Annotated in this window: 17 protein-coding genes, 1 tRNA gene and 1 pseudogene; 7 read left to right on the top strand and 12 right to left on the bottom strand. The window is 39.9% G+C overall.

Annotated elements, in window-relative coordinates:
• Positions 1-8 precede the first annotated feature (8 nt).
• Positions 9-986, top strand: a complete 978-nt coding sequence (locus FN809_RS14200; RefSeq protein WP_221929434.1) for an alpha/beta hydrolase — start codon at positions 9-11, stop codon at positions 984-986.
• Between the two features lie 164 nt (positions 987-1,150).
• Positions 1,151-1,333, top strand: coding sequence for a hypothetical protein (locus FN809_RS14195; protein WP_142534186.1), 183 nt, complete (start codon positions 1,151-1,153; stop codon positions 1,331-1,333).
• A 394-nt stretch (positions 1,334-1,727) separates the two neighbouring features.
• Here FN809_RS14195 and FN809_RS14190 read toward each other — a convergent pair whose 3' ends face one another.
• The 3 genes and pseudogenes from FN809_RS14190 to FN809_RS14180 all read right to left on the bottom strand — a co-directional run.
• Positions 1,728-3,557, bottom strand: coding sequence for an alpha-L-fucosidase (locus FN809_RS14190; protein ID WP_142534185.1), 1,830 nt, complete (start codon positions 3,555-3,557; stop codon positions 1,728-1,730).
• A gap of 254 nt (positions 3,558-3,811) precedes the next feature.
• On the bottom strand, positions 3,812-5,389 hold the full coding sequence (locus tag FN809_RS14185) for a M81 family metallopeptidase (protein ID WP_142534184.1): 1,578 nt from the start codon (positions 5,387-5,389) through the stop codon (positions 3,812-3,814).
• 159 nt (positions 5,390-5,548) lie between these two features.
• Positions 5,549-5,713, bottom strand: a pseudogene (locus FN809_RS14180) (RagB/SusD family nutrient uptake outer membrane protein); the annotation flags it as partial.
• A 254-nt stretch (positions 5,714-5,967) separates the two neighbouring features.
• On the opposite strand from FN809_RS14180, the gene FN809_RS14175 reads away from it, so the two are divergent.
• On the top strand, positions 5,968-6,876 hold the full coding sequence (locus FN809_RS14175) for a sugar phosphate isomerase/epimerase family protein (RefSeq protein ID WP_185957568.1): 909 nt from the start codon (positions 5,968-5,970) through the stop codon (positions 6,874-6,876).
• Between the two features lie 266 nt (positions 6,877-7,142).
• Positions 7,143-7,217 (top strand) — tRNA-Val (locus tag FN809_RS14170).
• A gap of 157 nt (positions 7,218-7,374) precedes the next feature.
• Here FN809_RS14170 and FN809_RS14165 read toward each other — a convergent pair.
• The 3 genes from FN809_RS14165 to FN809_RS17780 all read right to left on the bottom strand — a co-directional run bounded on the left by FN809_RS14165 (position 7,375) and on the right by FN809_RS17780 (position 10,256).
• Positions 7,375-7,827: an OsmC family protein gene (locus tag FN809_RS14165; RefSeq protein WP_142534181.1), complete on the bottom strand. Its 453-nt coding sequence runs from the start codon at positions 7,825-7,827 to the stop codon at positions 7,375-7,377.
• A 504-nt stretch (positions 7,828-8,331) separates the two neighbouring features.
• The gene (locus tag FN809_RS14160) at positions 8,332-10,098 is read right to left on the bottom strand and encodes a serine hydrolase domain-containing protein (RefSeq protein ID WP_142534180.1); all 1,767 of its coding nucleotides are present in this window, start codon (positions 10,096-10,098) and stop codon (positions 8,332-8,334) included.
• A gap of 20 nt (positions 10,099-10,118) precedes the next feature.
• The gene (locus tag FN809_RS17780) at positions 10,119-10,256 is read right to left on the bottom strand and encodes a hypothetical protein (RefSeq protein ID WP_185957567.1); all 138 of its coding nucleotides are present in this window, start codon (positions 10,254-10,256) and stop codon (positions 10,119-10,121) included.
• 400 nt (positions 10,257-10,656) lie between these two features.
• Here FN809_RS17780 and FN809_RS14155 point away from each other — a divergent pair, with 400 nt between their 5' ends.
• Together FN809_RS14155 and FN809_RS14150 are read left to right on the top strand one after the other, a co-directional pair.
• Complete coding sequence (locus FN809_RS14155) at positions 10,657-11,727, top strand: sensor histidine kinase (RefSeq protein ID WP_142534179.1); 1,071 nt, start codon at positions 10,657-10,659, stop codon at positions 11,725-11,727.
• On the top strand, positions 11,720-12,442 hold the full coding sequence (locus tag FN809_RS14150; RefSeq protein ID WP_142534178.1) for a LytR/AlgR family response regulator transcription factor: 723 nt from the start codon (positions 11,720-11,722) through the stop codon (positions 12,440-12,442). The genes FN809_RS14155 and FN809_RS14150 overlap by 8 nt, the downstream gene beginning before the upstream one ends.
• Positions 12,443-12,701: 259 nt before the next feature.
• Here FN809_RS14150 and FN809_RS14145 read toward each other — a convergent pair whose 3' ends face one another.
• The 6 genes from FN809_RS14145 to FN809_RS14120 all read right to left on the bottom strand — a co-directional run bounded on the left by FN809_RS14145 (position 12,702) and on the right by FN809_RS14120 (position 18,819).
• Complete coding sequence (locus FN809_RS14145) at positions 12,702-14,288, bottom strand: beta-N-acetylhexosaminidase (RefSeq protein ID WP_142534177.1); 1,587 nt, start codon at positions 14,286-14,288, stop codon at positions 12,702-12,704.
• Positions 14,218-15,045, bottom strand: coding sequence for a polyphosphate kinase 2 (gene ppk2, locus FN809_RS14140; protein WP_221929433.1), 828 nt, complete (start codon positions 15,043-15,045; stop codon positions 14,218-14,220). The genes FN809_RS14145 and ppk2 overlap by 71 nt, the downstream gene beginning before the upstream one ends.
• Before the next feature lie 79 nt (positions 15,046-15,124).
• Positions 15,125-16,180 carry a serine hydrolase domain-containing protein gene (locus FN809_RS14135; protein ID WP_142534176.1) on the bottom strand — a complete coding sequence of 352 codons (1,056 nt, stop codon included), beginning with the start codon at positions 16,178-16,180 and terminating at the stop codon, positions 15,125-15,127.
• Between the two features lie 14 nt (positions 16,181-16,194).
• Entirely contained in the window at positions 16,195-16,920 is a 726-nt protein-coding gene (locus FN809_RS14130) for an NAD(P)-dependent oxidoreductase (RefSeq protein ID WP_142534175.1), read from the bottom strand.
• An 8-nt stretch (positions 16,921-16,928) separates the two neighbouring features.
• Complete coding sequence (locus tag FN809_RS14125) at positions 16,929-18,023, bottom strand: acyltransferase family protein (RefSeq protein ID WP_142534174.1); 1,095 nt, start codon at positions 18,021-18,023, stop codon at positions 16,929-16,931.
• Between the two features lie 202 nt (positions 18,024-18,225).
• Positions 18,226-18,819 (bottom strand): ankyrin repeat domain-containing protein, encoded by a 594-nt coding sequence (locus FN809_RS14120; RefSeq protein ID WP_142534173.1) that lies wholly within the window; start codon positions 18,817-18,819, stop codon positions 18,226-18,228.
• A gap of 237 nt (positions 18,820-19,056) precedes the next feature.
• Here FN809_RS14120 and FN809_RS14115 point away from each other — a divergent pair, with 237 nt between their 5' ends.
• Entirely contained in the window at positions 19,057-21,114 is a 2,058-nt protein-coding gene (locus tag FN809_RS14115; protein ID WP_142534172.1) for a helix-turn-helix domain-containing protein, read from the top strand.
• The last annotated feature ends 67 nt before the right edge of the window (positions 21,115-21,181 follow it).

Genomic DNA, 21,181 nt, shown 5'->3' with positions numbered 1-21,181 from the left:
CCGGAGTAATGGAGAACGATACAGTCTTACAGGTAGGTTTAAACAATTTAATGCGTAACAATATGAGTCAGAACGGCATCAATAACGGCTCAAACCAATGGTTTGGCTACTATAAGAAATTTGATTATTTCTCACCCGAATTAATACGTGCGGGCTGTTTTCCAAGGATTATGGAGCACAACTCAACGGATAAGGCCATTGTCCTGATTCACGGATTAAGCGATTCCCCGTACTTTATGACAGCCATTGCCGATCATTTTTATAAGCTGGGCTACAATGTATACTTGCCACTGCTCCATTTTCATGGCCTAAAAAAGCCTATGGGTATGGAAGGTGTTGAATTAAAGGAGTGGAAGGCAAACGTACGGTTTGCCATTAACACCGCGGCCGCATCAGCAAAAAATATTTCTATTGGAGGTTTATCAACAGGGGGAACACTGAGTTTTTACATGGCCTGTATAAATCCTAAAATTAATGGTCAATTGTATTTGTTTTCCGCAGCGCTGGATTTAGCCGGAGGACCAATGGGCTTGTTTGGTGAGCTGAAGGAGAGAATCCTACGGACATATGCAGCAGATGTGCTGGATAAGTTTAACGAAAAGAAACCCTTGGTAGGTCTAAATCCTTACCGATATGCCTGTATAGATATGGATGGTGCGCAGGAACTGGCACGGTTGATAAAAGAAACAGACGATCTGATGGATGAATATGATGCCAATAATCCTTTTCCGGTAAGGGTTTTCGCAGCCCATTCCGAATGTGATACTACTGCCGATATAAATGGAATCTGGGCTCTACAAGCAAAAACGCCGGCGGATCGATTTATATTATACATCATCCCTAAGAGCGATGATGTATCCCATGCCAGTGTTGTTCTTAAAAATAATATCGAAGTAAAAGAAGATTCTGCCGGCAATACGGTTGTTCTTGAAATGGCCAATCCAAAATTCATGGAGATGATGGAAGCCATCACAGATTTCCAATAGGTAAGCACAACCTTTACATGTGCCTGATAAGCAGTATATATAGCATATGTTAGTACGGGATGATTCTGTATTTTTATAGGTGCTCTTTTTAATCGCCTGAAATAAGGGAAGAGATTGTGCCCGTGAATTGGGTTTTTCGACCTGTGGCTAAATTTAAGGAAAATTTGCCCGAATTATCCACTCACTTTGTCGATGAAGTTGTCAGAGGGTTTGAGCGTGGGTTGACAGATAAAAACGACGACCTGCTAAAACAGCGCCTCAGTAAAGTTAAAGTTGCCAACGACTTTTTTTTCGTACCCATGGAGGAGGAAAATACTACTATTGCAAAAGCAACATCAAATCAATAAATACAGCGTGTTTTTATGCATTACATCAACTGCCCATCCACTTGTAGGAATGAAGGAAATAATTGATACGACGCAGGTATTATACTCCATCCAAAATAAGGACTTTGCGGCTCCATATCCGGCATGCATGTACTTGGGAAAGTTCCGCAGCGCCCAATTGTAGCATTTTTAGGAGCTTGCCCACTGCGTGGTGCTTAAAAGCACCAATGGTTACTAAATCATTCGTAGGATTGTAATAAGCATTTATGAACATGAACCCTTATTTATATTTTGCCATAGCACAGCCTGTTGTTACGAAAAGGAACAGGCAGCGCTATGGTTTTATTATAACAGGTAAAATAAGGAGTTTAATGGTTCAATGGAGATGCTTCTAATGTAGTCCGGTTCGCTAATATTAATCTGTTTTTATTTCATCTAACCATAACCATTGGAAATCGATGGATTGTCCATTGGTGGGCGCAATGTTTATATTAATATCATAATATCCCGATGCGGGAAAATCTATACGGCCAATCCGGTGAGAATTAAAGCTGTCAATATGCCAATCGGAATTTGGTTCGCCTACGACTCTCCCGGTCGGTCTGATTTTTTCGCTTATTTTGTCGTTGGCCGCATGGATGCTTATTGTGCCTTTGTTTTGTTTACTTTGGGAGTTGTAGGAAACATCAGCATGAAAGGACATAGGTCTTTCCACATAAATGCGCCATTTTAAGCCGGTACGCTCATTTATCTCTACATAGCTTGGGATGGTACCATAACGTTGTGCATCTACGATAAGAGAATCATGAATGGGTATGGACAAATTTTTTGGTGTAAGACTATAACCTCCATAAGTAGATTTTGCAACCAGATTGGCATCCGTAATGGGATAAGTGTCGTACGCTAAAACTACGGTAGAAATGTAATTGTCAGGTTGTTTTTCAGGTAGATTTATATTGGTTAGCACCGTGTTAAAACTAAAATCTAATGCCGTTTTTTGCTTGTCGGCCAAAAGATAAACTTTTGAAGGCTTGGTTTTTATGCCGCTAACCGGTAGTTGCTTGTTGAGCGGCCAATTATTTACATGGAGAAAAACAAGCGTTTTACCATCGTTCAATTTCTTACAGGTAATATTGCCCCAATCATGCATGTTTTTATCCAGATCGAAAGCTTGCGCACCATATATCGAATTTCCGTTAACCAAAAGCCATTGGCCCATTTCATTAAGGCGTTGGGCAATTTCGTGTGGTACTTCTCCGTTGGCGCGGGGGCCTATATTAAGCATCATATTCCCGTTAAGACTAACATTTCCTATGAGGTTATTTAGCAAAGTGCTTGTTGATTTCCATTGGTTTTCCATAGCATGAAAGCCCCAGGAATGTGCTACTGTTGCCGGGGTTTGCCATGGAAAATTTTCTTTACTTTCGCCTAATTGGTTGTCTAGTAGCGTTTTGTAGTCTATGTCGCTGTCTTCTTCGATGGAAAGGCCTAAGCGAGAATTTATTAAGCACCCGGGCTGTAGTTCGCGGATAAGGCTTTTAAGTTGTAAAAGCTGTTTTTTTGTTACCACGGCTTCTGAGTGATGAATCCACATATCAAACCATATCAGGCTTATCTCGCCATAATTGGTCAGGAGCTCGCGCATCTGTGGGATAACTTTGTCTTGCCAGTATTCATCGTATTTATCTTCGGAGAGTCCGTATATTTCCCTGGAGTGATCCCAACCGTGAGGGTGTTCCCAATCTACCCAGTGCGAGTAATATAAACCTAGTTTCATGTCGTGTTTTGCGCAAGCTTCGGCCAGTTCTTTTACGATATCTCTTTTGGGCTTGCTGTGGTCTCCCAGGTCATAATTGCCTACTTTACTATCCCATAATGCAAAACCATCATGGTGCTTTGCCGTAAAGGTGACGTACTTCATCCCGGCTTTTTTTGCCAAAATAACCCACTCTTCAGGATTTATATCGTTCCATTTAAAGCGATCCAGTATTTTAACATATTCCTGCTTGTCAATACGATTTCGGTAATATATCCATTCTGCATAATCGTTGTCGTGCCGTATCTTTTCGCCTTTCCAAATGCCTTCGATGCCACTGTAGATACCCCAATGGATAAACATGCCGAATCTGGAATCGGTAAACCACTCGGCTCTTGGATTGGTGTTTTCCTGGGCTCCTGCTTTACAAGCAAAAGCGATATAAAAAAATAAAATAACAAATTTGAAAAAAGGTTTCCTATGGCTCATAATAAATTACACATTTGGTTTAAAAAAGCATATCGAAATAGAATACAAGCGTATGAGGTTGTCTCAAAAGTGTTTTATTTAACATTTAAACTTACAGATTGTAGGTGAGGTCACCTTGCTATTCCCATCCCACCGCCTCTGTCGGCGTACTTTCCCTTGTTCTCAGGAACAAAGGGAAGAGCCATTTACATGGTACTTGCAATTTGTAAGTTACGTCAAAATATTTTTGACTTTTGAGACAGTCCCTCTCTTGTTTATCTTTTAATATTATTTGATAAGGGAATAAATTGTGCACTTAAATCGGGGTCAGGCATATCTTTATCCAACGGAAACATTGGCCGGTTGATGCGTTTGTAATCTAATCGCATTAAATCCTGATCTACCCCGCCTGGTGTTAAAGCCATTATCCAATCGGCACGCATGTTATATAATTCGGGAACCAAATATCCGATTTTAACTACTACAATATCAGTTTCCCGCGGATTAAGTCCTAAGCGTGTAAAAGCTTTTTCGTAATGATATGCGGTACGTTTCTTAGTTACGATAACAGAAGCATTGCCACTTTTAACTACTACTTCCACTTGATCCCTTCCCTCTTTGTGCTCAATTGCGGTTATAGTTCCCTTTATACGAACAGGAGGCGCATATCGGTTATCTACTTCGGCTCCTGCAGTTGCGTCTATCTGTCCACCTACACCTAATTCAACGGCTCGGTTTACAAAAGCCTCTCCAGGTATGGATGCGTAAATAATTGATTTTCCATTGCTTTTCTTAAACTCAGGGTTTTCCAATATCCGTGTAAGTGTCCAGGTTACATCACCAGCGCCTCCTGCAGTAGGATTGTCCCCCATGTCACTAATGATAAAAGGTTTCTTATTGCTTGCTATCGCTTTCTGCAAAGCTTCCTCCCAGGTGGTTGTGGGCGCAACAAATTCAAAATCGTGCCTCACACTCCAATAATGCTCAGCTAACTTTTCCGCAGCTTTGCCTACTGCTTCTTTGTCATCGCCATAAGTTACAATCACGCCGTGATTACGTGGTTCATCGGCCCAAGGGTATGACATCCAGATGGATGCGTCAATCACATTGTTGTTGTCCAGTACCGATGGTATAGCAGCGTACAAACTTCTTCCCGGCTCTACCCGTGTGCTTGTTTTTTCGCCGGGTAAAAGAATAGGAACGGGAACCCATGCTTTGTAAGCAGGTTTGCCCTTGCCACTTTTAAGCCTTGAGAGTAGGTTGGTCACCGCTCTTCTTCTTGACTCAAGGGCATCTTCGTGGGGTGCCAGGCGGAAGCATGTTATTAAATCAGTATTCTGTGCCAATCGAGGTGTAACACTTCCGTGCAAGTCCATACAAGTAGAGATTACAACATCTGTTCCTATTACCTCTCTTATACGTACTATAAAGTCCCCTTCGGGATCGTCTAAACCCTGCACACTCATAGCGCCATGTATGTCGAAAAAGAGACCATCTAAAGGAAGTGCGTCCTCAAGTCGGTTTAGTGTTTTTTGTACTAAGGATTCATAGGCTTCGCGCGTAACGATTCCACCTGGTGTGGCACTGGCCCGCAATGTAGGTAGCCAAATAGCTTCGTTTATAATGAGCGAGTCGGGCGAGAAAAAAGAATATAAATTAAAAATACTGTCTCCGGTAAATGTACGAAAAGCATCTTCGTGCGTTACGGCCGGTGAAAATGTACTTGATTCAATTAACAGTCCGGCAATTGCGATACGAGGTAGTTCTTTATCTGATTTTTGCTTGCTTGTACAAGCGAAAAATAAAATTGAAGCAACAATAAGGGATGCTATCCCGTGAGTTATTTTTTTCATAACGTTAGGTATTATTAATGTGTTTATTGAAATTTTGTATTGATGCATCAGGCAATCAATATTAAATGCCTTTAATGAATATCGCATCAAAAGTATTCAATATTTTTATATGTTTCAATTATTCTTTCAATTGTCAATTGGAACTCGCCGCAATAATAATTATCCTCGTATGGGGTATCTTCTCACGGCTCGTGCCATGTCGAACCAATTCTTTTTTTTAAAGGCTAATTCAAAATACCGTTCTTTCCATACTGCCTCACGAAACTCTTCCTTTGTTAGCGATTGTAAATTTTCCAGACCTGCTCTTTCCCGAATCAAATTTAAACAATTGTAAGCATACTGCTAAGGCATCTTGTCTTTTTCGTTTTGCGTTTCGGCATAAATTAATAAAACTTCGGTGTTGCGTTTATTAGCCTGTAGTTTCTTGTAGGCTAAGTGTATATTGTTTTAACAAAGCTGGTGTTTATTTTCTAACATTTGCAATGTGTCTTTTAGAAAAATGTAAAAAAAACTACACGGATGAGAATGACTTTTTTGTCGATAATGTTTTGTATTATTGTTTTCAAATTAGATTTGCCATGAAAACAAGAAGAGAATTTTTAAAGATTACAGCAGCAGGTTCTGCCAGCATGTTATTACTTGGGCCATTATCGGCCTGCGCAAGCTCAACAATAGATCGTAAGAGTTATGGTGTTGGCCTGCAACTTTATACCATCCGCGATGCTATAAAAGCCGATTTGCAAGGTTCATTAAAAAAAGTCTCGGATCTTGGTTATAAATATCTTGAACTGGCCAATTACGCGGATGGAAAGTTTTATGGTTTGGCACCGGCTGAGTTTAAAAAGATGGTGTCTGATTTGGGCATGGAAACCATTAGTAGCCATACGCAGGTGGAGGCAAAAGGTATTACACTCGATAATGCTAAAAGGATGGCCGAGGCTCATGCCCGGATGGATGTGAAATATTGTGTTCAGCCCTGGGTAAACCAATCCGACCGTAATGTTGAGACCTATAAACGTTTAATAGAGGAATGGAACAAAGTAGGCGGAATTATGAAGGATGTAGGTATTCAGTTTGGGTACCATAACCATGACTTTGAGTTTGAGCCCATGGATGGTATTGTCCCTTATTATGATTTGTTTATGCCCAGGCTGGATCCTGATTTAGTAACCATGGAACTGGATGTTTTTTGGGCACACAAAGCAGGGCACGACCCGGTAGAAATATTTGAAAAATATCCAGGTAGGTTCCAGTTGTTGCACATTAAGGACATGCGTAACCAAGAGGATTCCATGCACGAAACAAAAGGTACCGACATGTGCAGCGTGGGGGAAGGTGTAATCGATTTTAAGCGGATTATGGAAGCGCGCGATGTGGCGGGCACCCAATATATTTTTGTGGAAGACGACAGCCAGGGCAATGGCAGGCCTTTTGAGGGTATTGAGTCCAGTATTAAAAACTTAACAACCCATATTTTAAAAAGCTAAGCCGGTGCCTGATATGGTTATAGCGGCAGTGGTTTATTTGCATGGTAGAATCTGGTGTTAAGTTGGGCATAAGCTAACGGCTCATGATATGCGGGGTAAGGGTTTTGTTAATTGTGATTAAAGTATGGTCGTTGAAGTGATTGCCCATTTAGCTGAATTGATGAAATACTTGAATACATTATCATAAAATACTAATTCCTGGAAATACATGATGCTAAGTTTTATTCTACTTGCTTGATTATTATACTTTTTCGGGTCAAAAAAAAGGGTTGTTAGCTCAGTTGGTTTAGAGCATTACCTTGACAGGGTAGGGGTCACTGGTTCGAATCCAGTACAACCCACTTTTTTTGATTTAATAATTTTTTTGGTTGCTTTTACTTCAAATAGCCCCGGCATTTTTTTTAGCCAAGCTTTTTTCCTGCCAGCCATTCATTCAATTGCCACTATTAAATTATCAATGGGCTTAGCCAAGTAAAATAAATGCCGGGATCTAGTATCTTACACAAGCACCCCTTCCTGTACAATATTAAAAGATAAAGGAGTTGGGTTTGCCAGGTTATCGTTTACCGGACAACGGTTTTTGATTGCCGAAATCCATTCTTCTATTAATTCCGGTGCCGCATCGGTGACAGGCGAAAACTGCACATCGATATTTTTAAAACCGGTTCTTTCTTCATTGGATTCTCCTAAGAAACGGGCTGGGTTCAGATTGCCCTGTATCTCAATTTTTAGCTTTTCGAGTTTTATACCCAATTCGCGAGCCGTAAGATGAGCTACCACGTTTAGGCATCCGGCATAACCGGCCAAAAGGTATTCAACAGGATTGGCGCCTGCATCCTCACCTCCAAGTTCGGGTGGTTCGTCAAGTGTAAGTTTGAATTGCCTTGCATTGGCGATAAATTTTGTCGGGCTTTGGGCCGCTCCTTCAATTTTAAATGTTAAATCAGACATAGTTATTATTGTTTAAGCTTTGTTTTTTTGTTACGGTGTAAATATAGAGTTTATTTTAACGCTTCAAAATAATAGAGTGTCGAAATAGGCTGCTAGTTAGGTAGGATAAACTACCTGACTTTGTTTCTTACCTATAAAGGAATATTTAAAAGAATATGTATTTGTCATGCCAAATAAGTGGGCATATATTCAGCGTTCACTTGTATTGGTGTGAAGGTTAAAAAATATCGTTTGTTATGTGATAATTTACTGTTTTTGTAAACCGAATGAAAAGGGTTGACAACTCAGTTGGTTCACATTTGCCGGCCGACAGACTGCGAGTATTATCTCAAAAGGGTAGGGGTTACTGGTTCCAATCCGGTACAACCCACATTTTATTTTCTGTCCTTCGTCCGGTAAACAAATTTTAGTTCACTCCAACCATTATCGATAACGGCTACTTTCATGCCTAACAGCTCTAATCAAGGATATATTCTCTAATCATATCTCGATTTAGGTCGGTTTTTATTTTTGAAATTCGGAGTGGATGATTTCCGTTGGCGGGGTAACTGAGGAAGAGTTTATTTTATCCCTTTTTTTTTTGATGTACGAAACCGTGGTGTTTCCAACGGTAAAGTCATAATTATTGTCAGATTTGCCCACTATTTCTATGCGGGCTCCCATTTTAGATTGTAAACTATATGCTTGAAATTTATTTTCCGCAATGGGATATAATTGCAGTTTTAAAGGGCTTACAGAACCAAAGTCAATCCCCAAGCCTGCAAATTTAAAATTTTCCGTAACAATGCTTAGAATCATACTTTCGCCCTCAAAGTTTTTATCATCGCTCAACGCTACCTGGGTTATATACCTATTGTCGCCATGTTGCGAAGGTACGGTTTTTATCAATTTGTAGTTGGGCTTGGTCATCCCTTCCATTTCTATTTCTGTGCTAATCTCTTTTTGCAATGTTGCCGAGGCCCCTATGAATTCAAAGCCCTGGAAATCGCCATCACTTAAAGCTCTTTCAAAAGCTTTTTCAATTTTTTTGTTTGGCACTATATTTACCCCTCCTGGCTTGTAGTTATCCGGGTCGAGCAGCAGGTCGTACAGCTCCTGGTTGTCAACCTCCAAATATATACTGTGCGCGTCGCCCGATATGCTAAACGTTTGGCCGGATGGAAACTGATAGGTCCCGATGTAAGGTTCAAGATCCCTTGCCACCGGATGTATTTTGGGTGGTAAAGGAATTTCGATGCCAAAAGTCAAGGCTTCAATGTCGTCCCTGACAACCGAAAAGCCTAAATTACCGTTGATGGTGGCATTGGTAAAAAGCATTGTAAGCAAGTCTTCCTCTACAAACCACCTTAGCTCGGCGCTGTTGCCCAATGTGCTGCCGCCGTCGTGTTGCCTCAGGTTACCGCCGTCGATAGCGTCCCAACCGTAGGCGTAATTATTTTTAAACGGCACGAACATTTTCCTCGTAGCTTCCTCGTTTAACACCGTATTGTTTTTTAAGGCTTCAACCCATTTATACATATCCCCGGTTGTTGACAAAATACCGCCATTGCCCATCAAATGCCAGGTAGGCTTGGTGAATCTACGTGTTGAGCCATTGTCATTATCACCATTGTAAATATGGGCGAATGCGGTGTCGTCCCAATTGGGCAAGCCGTACCCCGTATGTTGCATCCCGGCAGGGCCAAAAAGATATTTCCGTAAAAACGCTTCGTATCGCAGTTTGCTTTGCTTCTCGATGATGAGGGCCAATAGGCTGTAGCCTACATTAGAATATGCGAAGTCATCGCCCGGCGGGAACCTGGTTTCTGCGGCCATAACTTTTTCAATAAATTCACCTTTGGTAATAGGGTCGAAATCGTTACCGACAGCCGGTGGCAGCCCAGCAGTGTGGGTGAGCAGATGATGGATGGTGATGTTTTTTTTGTCATCGGGTACGTTGTCGAAATACTTGGGTAACTTATCTTCAGTGTTCAGTTTGCCCATCATTTCGAGTTTCATGACAGCGGCGGCCGTAAACTGTTTTGTTACAGAACCGGTTGAAAAAACAGAACTCGGGGTGTTCACTGTTTTTGTTGTCCTGTGGGCATATCCATAACCCTTATTTAGCAGGATTTGACCGTCTTTTGCAACTATTATAGCACCCGAAAAACCATAAAGCTCTGCCCCGGATAAATAGTCATCTACTTTTTTTCCAATGTTCTCCATCGCTTGTTGTGCGTGTAAGGTAACAGCTATCAAAAGTGCACACCCAATTATTTTTACTTTTTTCATCTCATTATAAATATTTGTTCTTATTGGTATTCGATGGAACTCGCCAATAATGTTTTCCCTTCCGCTTGTGCGAGACAAGTAATGTGAGAGGATACTCTCATAACCTGTCCCGATCTTTCATCGGGAGCCCGCCCCGACCATTCGGGGGCTCGTGTCATGTGATTATTTTTTTTTTTTTCCAATCTCTAACATTAAAGGTGCTTATGATTTCCTTTTGGTCAATTCAATGGTCGTGTGGCTGCCTGTCGCAGGCGGAGCTGTCCTGAACTCGATTCGGGAGAACGCTCCAAGCAATCATCCTCCTGCGTAAGCAATGTTAACGATAAAGTATATTGATTAAAAAGAAATGAAACGTATGAGACCAATATGTATTTAGAATGCAGAAAAATGAAATCCGGAATCGAATACCCGAGGCTTTACGTTTAATGTCATATTTCGGTTGTTCGTACCAACAAACAATAATATTGACTTTGAATAATTACATTTGAGAATATTCTTTCCTCTGATATTCTATCAAAAAATGACAAGATACCAAAGGAAAGTCCCTAATTTAGAGGTATGTACAAGAAAGTTTTAATCATATCGGGTCATATTTTATTCTGGATACTGGGGTTATATGTTATCTCCAAAGTGTTTGGAGTAGCTAGCGTAGAGGTTTATGCCGAGAGGGCCGATGGGGCAGAGGAGGTGGTTGTTACGTATAAGCATAATTTTATCAGAGCCACCATAGTCACTGTAGTATTGAGTGCAGTTGTTTTTTATTCCAATATTTTTGTGTTTTTAAAAACTTACTTCATTAATAAAAAGCTGGTGCCCTATATCATTAAAATATGGGGACTTACTCTTCTGCTTGTTTTATCCGACATCCTGCTCAATAAATATTTGAATTACCCACAAATTAAAAATGGGACCTTATATTTTCCTTCGATGGGGGTGCACATGGGGCTGTTTGTTTTTTACATCGCGCTGTCATTTGCCTATGCTTTTACCATTGAGTGGTACAAAAGCGAAAAGCTTAAAAATGAGATAGCCAAGGAAAATATCAGTTCCGAATTGAGCTTTTTAAAATCTCAAATCAATCCCCATTTCTTGTTCAACACCTTAAATAATTTGTACTCCATTGCCCAAAAGCATCAAATTAGCGAATTGTCAGCGGGTATTCAGGAGTTGTCGAATTTGATGCGGTATATGCTGTACGAAAGCAATGCAGAATTTGTGCTACTGCAAAATGAGGTGGATTATATCGAGAGCTTTATCGCGATTCAGCAATTACGGTTGGATGAAGAAGATGAGTTGATGGTTAATTTTGAAAAGAAAGGGGAGTTTGGAGCATGCAGTATTGCCCCGATGATTCTATTGCCCTTTGTCGAGAATGCCTTTAAACATGGATTCAGCTTAAACGAAAGCTCCGTGATACACATTACGCTGAAAGTTTTGCACGATGGCATTTATTTTAAAATTAGGAACAAGGCCTTTAAGCAGCATAGCATTTCGGATAAAAATGCCGGTATAGGGCTTGAAAACGTTACACGGAGGCTACATTTGATTTATCCCGGCAAACACCATCTGAAAATATATGAAACAGATGGTTACTTTACCGCTGAATTAAGAATTACTACAAATGGCTAAAATTAAAACAGTAATTATTGACGATGAGCCAAAGGCAATTGAGGTTTTAAAACGCTATTGCGACGATATGGAAATTATTGAGGTGGAGGCGACTTTTAGGGATCCGGTGAAAGCCATCGAATTTATTCAGCACAGCCCCGTTAACCTTATTCTTTTAGACATTAATATGCCTAAGTTAAGCGGGCTGGAATTTTTGGACATTTTAAACGCAAAACCTAAGATTATATTTACCACGGCCTATCCCCAGTTTGCGTTAAACAGTTATGATTACGATGCGGTTGATTATTTGCTCAAGCCGATAGACTTTCAACGTTTTTTAAAAGCCGTTATCAAAGCTCAAAAAATAATTGATGCCGAAAATGAACTGAAAAAGAAAACCCCCACCGAGGCCCAAAACAATAAAACCATTTATATTAAAAGCGGCCCACAGCTATACAAGATAAACGTTGAGGACATATTATACCTGGAAAAGGATGGGAACTATCTTTTATTCCATACCGTGGATAAAAAAATTCTGTCGCGACAAAACATGAAGGACATATTCGAAATACTGGATCCGAAGGACTTTATAAGGGTACACAAATCGTATGTTGTGGCCATACGGCACATCAATGTTATTGAGGCCCACCAGTTGCGGATGGGCAATGTTAAAATACCCGTAGGCCGAAACTTCAGGGAAGGGCTTTTAGAGATTACCGGAAGGGGTAACAAGTAACCGGGCACATTTGATTGGGGTTAGGTAGGTTAGGTGATTTTCCATTAATCTTTGTAAATTAAGCTTTTACCAATGTTAATTGTGTGTTCTTATCTATTAAAGTATAAAGGGTTACAGTATCAGTTGGTTCACTTACCTATAGGGCCCGCCTTTTGACCGGCCCTACCGGCAGTATTACTTTTATAGGACATAAGGCATCGGCTCTAATCGGGCACATTGCACTAATGTTCCAAACTGATTTCTCCAAGGGCAATCTGTCCTATTCCTTTATATCCAATGGGCCGTAATTAATGTTTAGCTTATCCCAAATGCGGGTGATATTATCCATCGATTTCCGGAACCTGTTATAATCTTTATTGTCTTTGCTTGTCCAGCCTGTTTCAGCGTAAGCCGCTATCCGGGGGAAGGTCTGGTATTCAACATCCTTGTTTGTGGGAGTCCACTCACTCCACATCTGACAGCCTAAACCAAAGATGTTTTTATGGTATTTTTCATCCAAATTATCAGGGATCGGATTAAATCCGTATGCTTTTTTCAAGTCAATGTTTTTGTAGCTATAATCTAAATATGTGTTTGAGTGCAAGGAATTAACAATGCTGTAGCCTTTTTGGGCAGCTTCGGTAATCAGTTCAATGTCGCCTTTCCAGAAATGCACCACTACATTCTTGGCCAATTCTGTTTCGGCTTCTTTATCTTGTTTTTTTTCTGCAAAATCTTTATGAATATTCTTACCCATAATTTCATTCCAACCCATCATTCTTCTTCCCTTACTTTCGATGAATTTTGAAATTTTATTGGTAAAGGCAATCTGTAAATCTGCCGGTGTATTGATTCCATTTTCTTTCATGTATTTTTGTACATGTTTTGATTCTTCCCAAACTTTGTAGCCCACTTCATCGCCACCAATATGAATTACTTCAGAAGGAAATAAGGCAAATAGCTCTGTCAACACATCTTTTATAAATTCAATAACTTCTGGTTTGGTAACATCATAATTATCGTAATGACGGCCAAAAGTAACGGGTACGTCAATCTTTTTTCCGGCAGTTCCTAACCAGCTGTATGCTGCAATGGCCGAGCTGGCATGTCCGGGCATTTCAAATTCAGGAACCACCGTTATATGTCTTTCGGCGGCATAAGCAACAATATCTTTTATTTGTTCTTGTGTATAAAATCCGCTATGCGCTTCGCCGGCAGTCTCGCCACTTCCCCAGGTTCCTGTTTCTGTATCTTTTCTTACGGAACCGATTTCGGTTAATTTAGGGTATTTTTTTATTTCAATCCGCCATCCCGCATCATCGGTAAGGTGCCAGTGCAAGGTATTCATTTTGAGCCTTGCCATCTCGTCAAGTATTTGTTTAACGAAGGCTTGGCCATGGAAATATCGGGCTTCGTCGAGCATATAAGCACGCCATCCAAATGCAGGAATATCTTCAATTTCTGCGGCTGCAACACTTGTACCCTTCACCATTTGTAATAAGGTTTGGATACCATAGAAATAGCCATTGTCGCCATTGGCCGAAATTGTAATTGTTTTTTTCTTGGCTACCAGACGGTATCCTTCGTCGCCCAGATTGTTTGGCTGCTCGGCAGATGAAAATATAATTTTACCCCCTTTGCCAGGAGAAATTCCTTGTTTGCCTAATTCGGCAGCAAGGTATTCCGAATGAGCTGTTTCTCCAATAACCGAAAATCCACGCGATAAATCCACACAGCCATCACCCGTTATCAATTTATTGGGGTATGGGATAATCTCTATTGGCTGCTCCGGGCATTTATGGGTTGTGCATGCCGCTATAAAGCCTGTTACTACTGCAATAATCAGTAATCTTAATTCCTTGTTCATAATATGTTATGTTAATATAGTTGTTTGATTCTTGGCCAACCAAAGTAATAAAGTCTTTTGTGCTAATCTTATCTTTTTTTGCGTACGACATGGAATTTAGAACATACCGCATGGCTTCCTTTCGGGCATAATCCTTATTGTTGCCTTTAACAGATACCCAAGGGGATTCCGGGGTGCCGGTATGTTTAAACATTTTGTTTTTATAATAGGTGTAATCGTCCCACTTTAGTTGAGCCTGCATGTCAACGGTGCTCAGCTTCCATTGGATCAGGGGATTTATTTTCCGTTCTTCGAGACGCCGTTTTTGCTCTTCGGGGTCAATGGAAAACCAGAGTTTCACGATTTTGAGGCCATCTTCCACCAGCATGTTTTCGAGCGATACCACTTGTTTAAGGAATAATTTGTATTGTTCCGGCGTACAAAAACCCATAACGGGTTCAACTACGGCGCGGTTGTACCAGCTGCGATCGAAAAAAACGATCTCGCCCGGATTGGGTAGATTTTCAATATAACGCTGAAAATACCATTGCCGTCTTTCAATATCGGTAGGTTTTGTTAATGCAACTACCCTATAAAATCTTGGGTTCAGGAAGCGGATAAAACGCATGATGGCACCGCCTTTTCCGGCACTGTCGCGACCTTCGAATATGATGAGCAAACGTTCCTTTTTTTCAATAATATCATATTGCAGTTTTATCAGTTCGGTTTGGAGATTGATGTATTCCGGATCGTTCTCGATAGAATGGTATCGCATCATAAGAAACCAGGTTAAATGTTTGACATGTTTTCGATGTTTTATCGCCCTTGTTTTATCGCCCTTGTTTATGCTCAGGCTTTCATTTTTTTCTTTTCACTATCTTTACAATACGATTATATACAATTTCTGCTAAATTCCAGTCATATCCATTAAAGTTAGTTGTATTGTTAAATTGAACAACAACTGCATCTATGTCTTTGTGGTATTTTGCAATACTCTGGTAGCCAACGAGCAGGCCTGTATGTTCGTACACGTAAACAGAGGAGTAGATCTCCTGTTCACCCTTATTAAATACTGTACCATCATTTAATGCGCGCAGGAATATGCCCACATCCTCCGCTGTAGCTATCATTAAGCCGGTAAATTCAGTCTTCATATCGTCTTCTATGCCAACGTAATAGCCGCTCATTACATCATCTATATTTACTTCATGAAGCGAACCATAAGTGTTTTTTAGCCCTAGCGGTTTCAGGATTTCGGCCTTGATATATTGTTGATGGGGATATCCCAGGGTTTTATCAATGAGGTCCGAGATCAGCATGTAATTTGTATTTGAATAGCCATAGCCTTCACCCGGTTCAAAATCACCCGGTAAGTCCAGTGCGTAATCCAGTGTTTCCTGTTTGTTTTTTGGTGGTTTGCTCCAATAGTCAGGATGATCAACAAAATTGGGGATGCCACTGCGATGTTGCAACATCATTTTCAGGGTTATTTCATCTGAATTTTCAATTCTTCCGGCAAGTTCCGGAAAGTATTCGGCGAGTGTTTTATCCAGGGATAAATCTCCTGCTTTAACTAATTTTACCGTAGCCACAGCCACATATAGCTTGGTAATGCTGGCAATCTTGAATAAGGCCTGCGGGTAAGCTGGTATATGGTTTTTACGGTCGTGCCAACCGGCGGCATAAAACTCCGGTGCTTTACCTGCTTGATCCACATAAACTATCATTCCATCAAAACCATGGCCAATTGCTTCATCCAGCTGTTCTTGAATGGTATCGGGTAATGGCAATATCCAGGCCTTAACTAATATCCATGGCACGAAGTATAAGGAGCCAATGCTTGCAATAATAAATGCTATTCTGAGTATCCTCCGTAAGGACGGGGCAGGTAGTTTTATTTTTCTTTTGATCATAGCGTCATGTTTTATTAAGACGGTTTATTGTAGATTACAGGCATTTTCCCTTTCCACTTCTGCCACAAATTATTATCACTAATTAAAGTAGCCATAAAGTGCCCTACATTAATGCGGCTTGTTTTACCGGCATTAAAAATGGCGCTTCTAATAGGTGAGGGGTGTATTTCGTAATCGCTAACTTCATTGTCGTTGCTTAGTCCATCTGGTCTAACGGCAGTCCATTCGATATATTTATTGTGCTGTCCGATTTTAATTCGTAAATAATCTGCTGCTTTTTCGTTATCTACATGTGGCGGTAAAAGTAAACGAAGAAGAGCAATAACACATTTTTGTGCAAAGGATATCGGTTCATTTAAGTCGCGATTGCGGTTACCTGTAGTATTCATCAAAATAAATCGTACGGCTTGCTCTGGTTTATTCACCTTTATGGCATCACATAGTCTGCGCGTAGCATCCGTAACCAATTTCCTGGGCTGCCCATAGATACCTTTCCAGCTTAAATTATGACCAAGACACGATACAACGGCCTGGCAATCCCTACTGTATTCGCTCAATTTCTTTTCGCTTACGGCAGAGATGCTTGCAGTGATGATTTGAAGGTGGTCATTATTTCGCCATAGTTCCGGCAACTTTTCCGGAGCTCGTACAATTGCTTTAACTTTATGCTTTTTAATAAGAAGTTGTTCAACTAAATGTCTTCCTGTTGCACCACTTGCACCTACTACTAAAACTGTCATGATTTTATTTATTTTGTTTTTTGAATACTTATTTGCCGGGGCGCTACTTTATTAAATTTCCATTTCAATCCAAACAAAGGTCTTAAGAAACCAATCCTTTTAATGATAAGATCATAAATTATATAACAAACGGTAAAGGTGAAGGTTGTTATAAGCACGAATTTCATAATAGGAGATATCTTCAGCGGCAAGATGACTATAGCGCCGGCATACAGGGCAAACATATGAATAATATATACCGGATAAGCGGCTTGACTTAAGTAGCTTAGCGCAGCACTAGGCTTGTTTAGGTATCGGTAACCGAAGCCGAAAACACCAAATATCCAACAATTTGATTCAATGACTATCAGATAGCCCGGGGAATTTGTTTCGAATACGAGTAATCGAAGGATAAATAATACAGTAGCTAAGCCTATATACAGCCATTTCCATTTCGAAACCGTTTGCCAAAACTTTTTTCCACTGTAAACAACAATAAAGCCAAGAAAGAAGGCCAGCAAGCCAAGGAAAAAACCATGTAGTGTTTCCGCGTACATTGTAAATATCTGTGGTTTAACAATAATTACTTCCAATACAAATACGATGGATATGGCCAAGGGGCCTAATGGATTGCTCATAAAGGTGGAAAGTCCTTTCCTGAATTTTCCTTCTTGTTTTTTCATAAAATAAAGGAAAAGTGGAGACAGCAACAGTACATATATAAAAATATTTCCAAGAAACCATAAATGACCCGCATGAGGGTAATAGCTTAAGGGCAGGTTATAGTATTTCTGAAAGATAATAATGTGGAGAGGGGCAATGGCCACAATCCCGAAGATCAAAGGTAAGAGGATTCGCTTTGTGCGTTCGAAAAGCAATTGCCAGAGGTTTCGTTTTTTCATGGAAAAATATAAGCCCATGCCCGAAACGTAAAATAAGAATGGAATCCGCCATACGTTTAGCATAGTCATTGGTTTCCATAGATTGTCTATGCTTTCTTCACTTCTTATAAAGCCAATAAACATGGCCCACGGTTGAAAAATGATGGCTATATGATAAATCAATAATAAGCCAATGGCTATTACGCGTAGCCAATCGATATCGTGTCTTCTTTCTGTTTTCATTTTGAATAATTTTATTGGACTATGTATATGGTGAGATAACTTATGGGAGGTATCATATTGTGCTTTTAAAAACATGATTGAATTATATCAGTTTTATAGCGAGTAGAAAGTTGTTTTATTTAAAACTTCCTTAACTGGTACCCCGGGATTTATACCGGGGTACTTCTAAAGTATAAAATGTAATAGATCCGTGGTTGGTTCTTTACTGCAGCATCATGGCAATAACAGGGCGCGTCTTTTCTATTTCATTCAAATCAATTTGCAGCCCCATCGGCGCCAATTGTTGTTGGAGCATTACATATACCGGTTTTATCTCGGCAAAAGGGCCCATTACAGATTCTCTGGGTGTTGCACCAAAGTTGTTTTTAATTGTTTTATCTGCTTTGGCATCAATAAGCATCTGTACAATTTCTACATGACAAAAGAAAGCGGCCGTATGCAAAGCTGTAGCTCCATCATTGTTTTGGATAGATAAATCAGCACCGGCATCTATCAACACTTTGGCTATTTCTTTTTTTCCAAATGTGGCTGCGGTAATCAAAGGGGTAGAACCACTCATGGCTTCCTTTTCGTTAATGTCCGTTTGTGCTGCAATGTGCTGTTTAACCACATCAATAAGGTCGGATAATACGGCCGTATAGATATCCGTTTTTGGTGTAGCAACAGTTGTTTCGGTATGGGTGCTTGCCGCGGATTTTGACTTATTGCCCGTATGTGTACAAGCATTGGCGAATAAAAGGATAAGGAATGAAAGAATGAACAAGTTTTGCTTTGAATTAATTTTTAATGTTTTCATGATTGTAATTTTTAAGATTTAATTTTTAAATTTCTGTTGATACAAAGGTGGGGCGAAACACAAGGCAGTATGCAACAGCTATGCGGCAAAAAATATTAAGTTTGAAAAAACGATAAAAATTATGATGCAGGGATGTAAATTATGGTGCAAAATGGACTTATTCCACCAATGTATAGATACACCTATTGGATGTATGTGCATAAATTTAACTAATTTTGGAGGGTAGGAAAAAACCGTATGTCAAACACAGCAAATAGCGAAAAAGATTTTACAGATCAGTTAGAATCCATTATTCTGGAGAACCTTTCTAACGAACAGTTCGGCGTTTCTGAACTGGCCGAAATTATGAATATGAGCCGTTCTAACTTGCTTCGGAAAATAAAAAAGAACACCCAGCTCTCGGCAAGCCAATTTATACGGCAGGTACGTTTAAAAAAGAGTATGCAGTTGCTCAAACAGACTTCTTTAAATGTTTCTGAGATTTCTTTTCAAGTTGGCTTTGGGAGTACCTCCTATTTTATAAAATGTTTCCGCGAGTATTATGGTCACCCACCCGGAGAGCTCGGAAAGGGAACCTTGGACGAAGAAAAAGAAAGTGGACAAACTCATTTTTTTAAGAAGTACCAAGTACAACTTACTGCGCTTGTATTTCTGATACTACTGATTATATCCATCTTAATTTTTAGTAAAAAACATACAGCTATCGCAGTAGAAATTGAAAAATCGATAGCGGTATTGCCCTTCAAAAATGAAAGCAGTGATTCTTCAAACCTGTATTTTGTGAATGGGCTGATGGAATCTACCTTAAATAATCTTCAGAAAATAGAAGATTTACGGGTGGTTAGCAGAACTTCGGTAGAGAAGTACAGGCATTCCAACAAGAGCATTCCGGAGATAGCCGAAGAGCTGAATGTAAATTATCTGGTGGAGGGCAGTGGTCAGCGTGTTGGAAATCAGGTGTTACTCAATATCCAATTGGTTGAAGCTTCAACGGATAAGCCCATTTGGGTTAAGCAATATAATCAAAAAGTGGTGGATGTATTTGACTTGCAGAATGAAGTGGCCCGGAAAATTGCGGATGCCATTAAAGCAATAGTAACACCTGCCGAATTAAAACAAATTGAAAAAATACCTACTGAAAATTTAGTAGCTTACGATTATTATCTCCGGGCACTTGAGCATATGAATGAGGAAACCAAGGAAGGTTTGGAAAAGGCGATTCCTTTATTTGAAAAGGCGATAGAAAATGATAAGCAGTTTGCCCTGGCTTATTCGAATGTTGCCATAGCCTATTTTTTTCTGGATATGTACCAGAAACAAAAAAACTATACCGAACAAATTAACAGCTTTGCAGACAAGGCATTGCTTTACGATTCCAAATCGGCTGAAAGTCTCATGGCCAAGGCACTTTATTACTTGCAAATTGAGGAGTATAAATTGGCCTTGCCACACCTCGAAAAGGCCCTGGAGTACAACCCTAACTCATCGGCGGTGGTGCAAATGCTTGGCGATATATATGCGCGCGTTGTTCCTAATACCGGAAAATACCTGGAATATGCTTTAAAAGGTATTCAGCTCGATATTGCAGCCAATGACTCCAGCACCCAAAGCTTCATTTACCTGCACCTTAGTAACGCACTCATCCAAAACGGCTTTGTAAATGAGTCAATGACCTATATCAACAAGTCGCTTAGCTACAATCCTGAAAATAATTACTCGCCTTACTTAAAAGTATTTATCATGTATGCCAGAGATGGCGATTTAGAGCACACTAAAAAGCTATTGATAAAGGAATTGCACAAGGATACCACCCGTTTAGATATTTTACAGGAAGTGGCAAAATTTTATTATTATCAGGAAAAATATGATAGTGCCTTTTATTATTATGAAAAGTTTGTAAATGCCAGAGAAGAATATGGTTTGAATATATATCCTCAGGAAGATGCTAAAATTGCCATGGTTTACAAGAAGATGGGTTTTGATGAAAAGGCTTCTGATTTTATTACTGACTATACCAAATATTGCGAAAAGGACCAGTCGATATACAAAAGTGCCAGCACAGCAGTGAAGTACGCTTACGAAGGAAAAAATGAGATGGCTATAGAACAGCTCAAAAAATTTGCAACACAAAGCAATTATCAGTACTGGATCATATTATTCTTGGAAATGGATCCGGTTTATAACGGGCTTAGAAATCATCCGGAGTTTAAGCAGGTTGTGCAGAAAATTGAAGATCGTTTTTGGGATAGCCATCATCAACTGAAAAAAACATTGGATCAGAAAGGATTAATTTAACAGCTTGTTTTAAATTGTGGCTTGGGCATCCGTCCATTATCCGATAGTTAGTCCTATTACTTCCCGA

The sequence above is a fragment of the Saccharicrinis carchari genome, assembly GCF_900182605.1.
Lineage (GTDB): Bacteria > Bacteroidota > Bacteroidia > Bacteroidales > Marinilabiliaceae > Saccharicrinis > Saccharicrinis carchari.
Note: the sequence above shows the minus strand (reverse complement) of the source record. Positions and strands in the feature narration are given on the sequence as shown.

Coding starts and splice junctions, on each gene's coding strand:
- FN809_RS14135 (WP_142534176.1), bottom strand. CDS start 16,180: ATGATCAAAAGAAAAATAAAACTACCTGCCCCGTCCTTACGGAGGATA.
- FN809_RS14125 (WP_142534174.1), bottom strand. CDS start 18,023: ATGAAAACAGAAAGAAGACACGATATCGATTGGCTACGCGTAATAGCC.
- FN809_RS17780 (WP_185957567.1), bottom strand. CDS start 10,256: ATGACACGAGCCCCCGAATGGTCGGGGCGGGCTCCCGATGAAAGATCG.
- FN809_RS14160 (WP_142534180.1), bottom strand. CDS start 10,098: ATGAAAAAAGTAAAAATAATTGGGTGTGCACTTTTGATAGCTGTTACC.
- FN809_RS14115 (WP_142534172.1), top strand. CDS start 19,057: ATGTCAAACACAGCAAATAGCGAAAAAGATTTTACAGATCAGTTAGAA.
- FN809_RS14190 (WP_142534185.1), bottom strand. CDS start 3,557: ATGAGCCATAGGAAACCTTTTTTCAAATTTGTTATTTTATTTTTTTAT.
- FN809_RS14150 (WP_142534178.1), top strand. CDS start 11,720: ATGGCTAAAATTAAAACAGTAATTATTGACGATGAGCCAAAGGCAATT.
- FN809_RS14130 (WP_142534175.1), bottom strand. CDS start 16,920: ATGACAGTTTTAGTAGTAGGTGCAAGTGGTGCAACAGGAAGACATTTA.
- FN809_RS14145 (WP_142534177.1), bottom strand. CDS start 14,288: ATGAACAAGGAATTAAGATTACTGATTATTGCAGTAGTAACAGGCTTT.
- FN809_RS14120 (WP_142534173.1), bottom strand. CDS start 18,819: ATGAAAACATTAAAAATTAATTCAAAGCAAAACTTGTTCATTCTTTCA.
- FN809_RS14185 (WP_142534184.1), bottom strand. CDS start 5,389: ATGAAAAAAATAACTCACGGGATAGCATCCCTTATTGTTGCTTCAATT.
- FN809_RS14155 (WP_142534179.1), top strand. CDS start 10,657: ATGTACAAGAAAGTTTTAATCATATCGGGTCATATTTTATTCTGGATA.
- FN809_RS14200 (WP_221929434.1), top strand. CDS start 9: ATGGAGAACGATACAGTCTTACAGGTAGGTTTAAACAATTTAATGCGT.
- FN809_RS14165 (WP_142534181.1), bottom strand. CDS start 7,827: ATGTCTGATTTAACATTTAAAATTGAAGGAGCGGCCCAAAGCCCGACA.
- FN809_RS14175 (WP_185957568.1), top strand. CDS start 5,968: ATGAAAACAAGAAGAGAATTTTTAAAGATTACAGCAGCAGGTTCTGCC.
- ppk2 (WP_221929433.1), bottom strand. CDS start 15,045: ATGATGCGATACCATTCTATCGAGAACGATCCGGAATACATCAATCTC.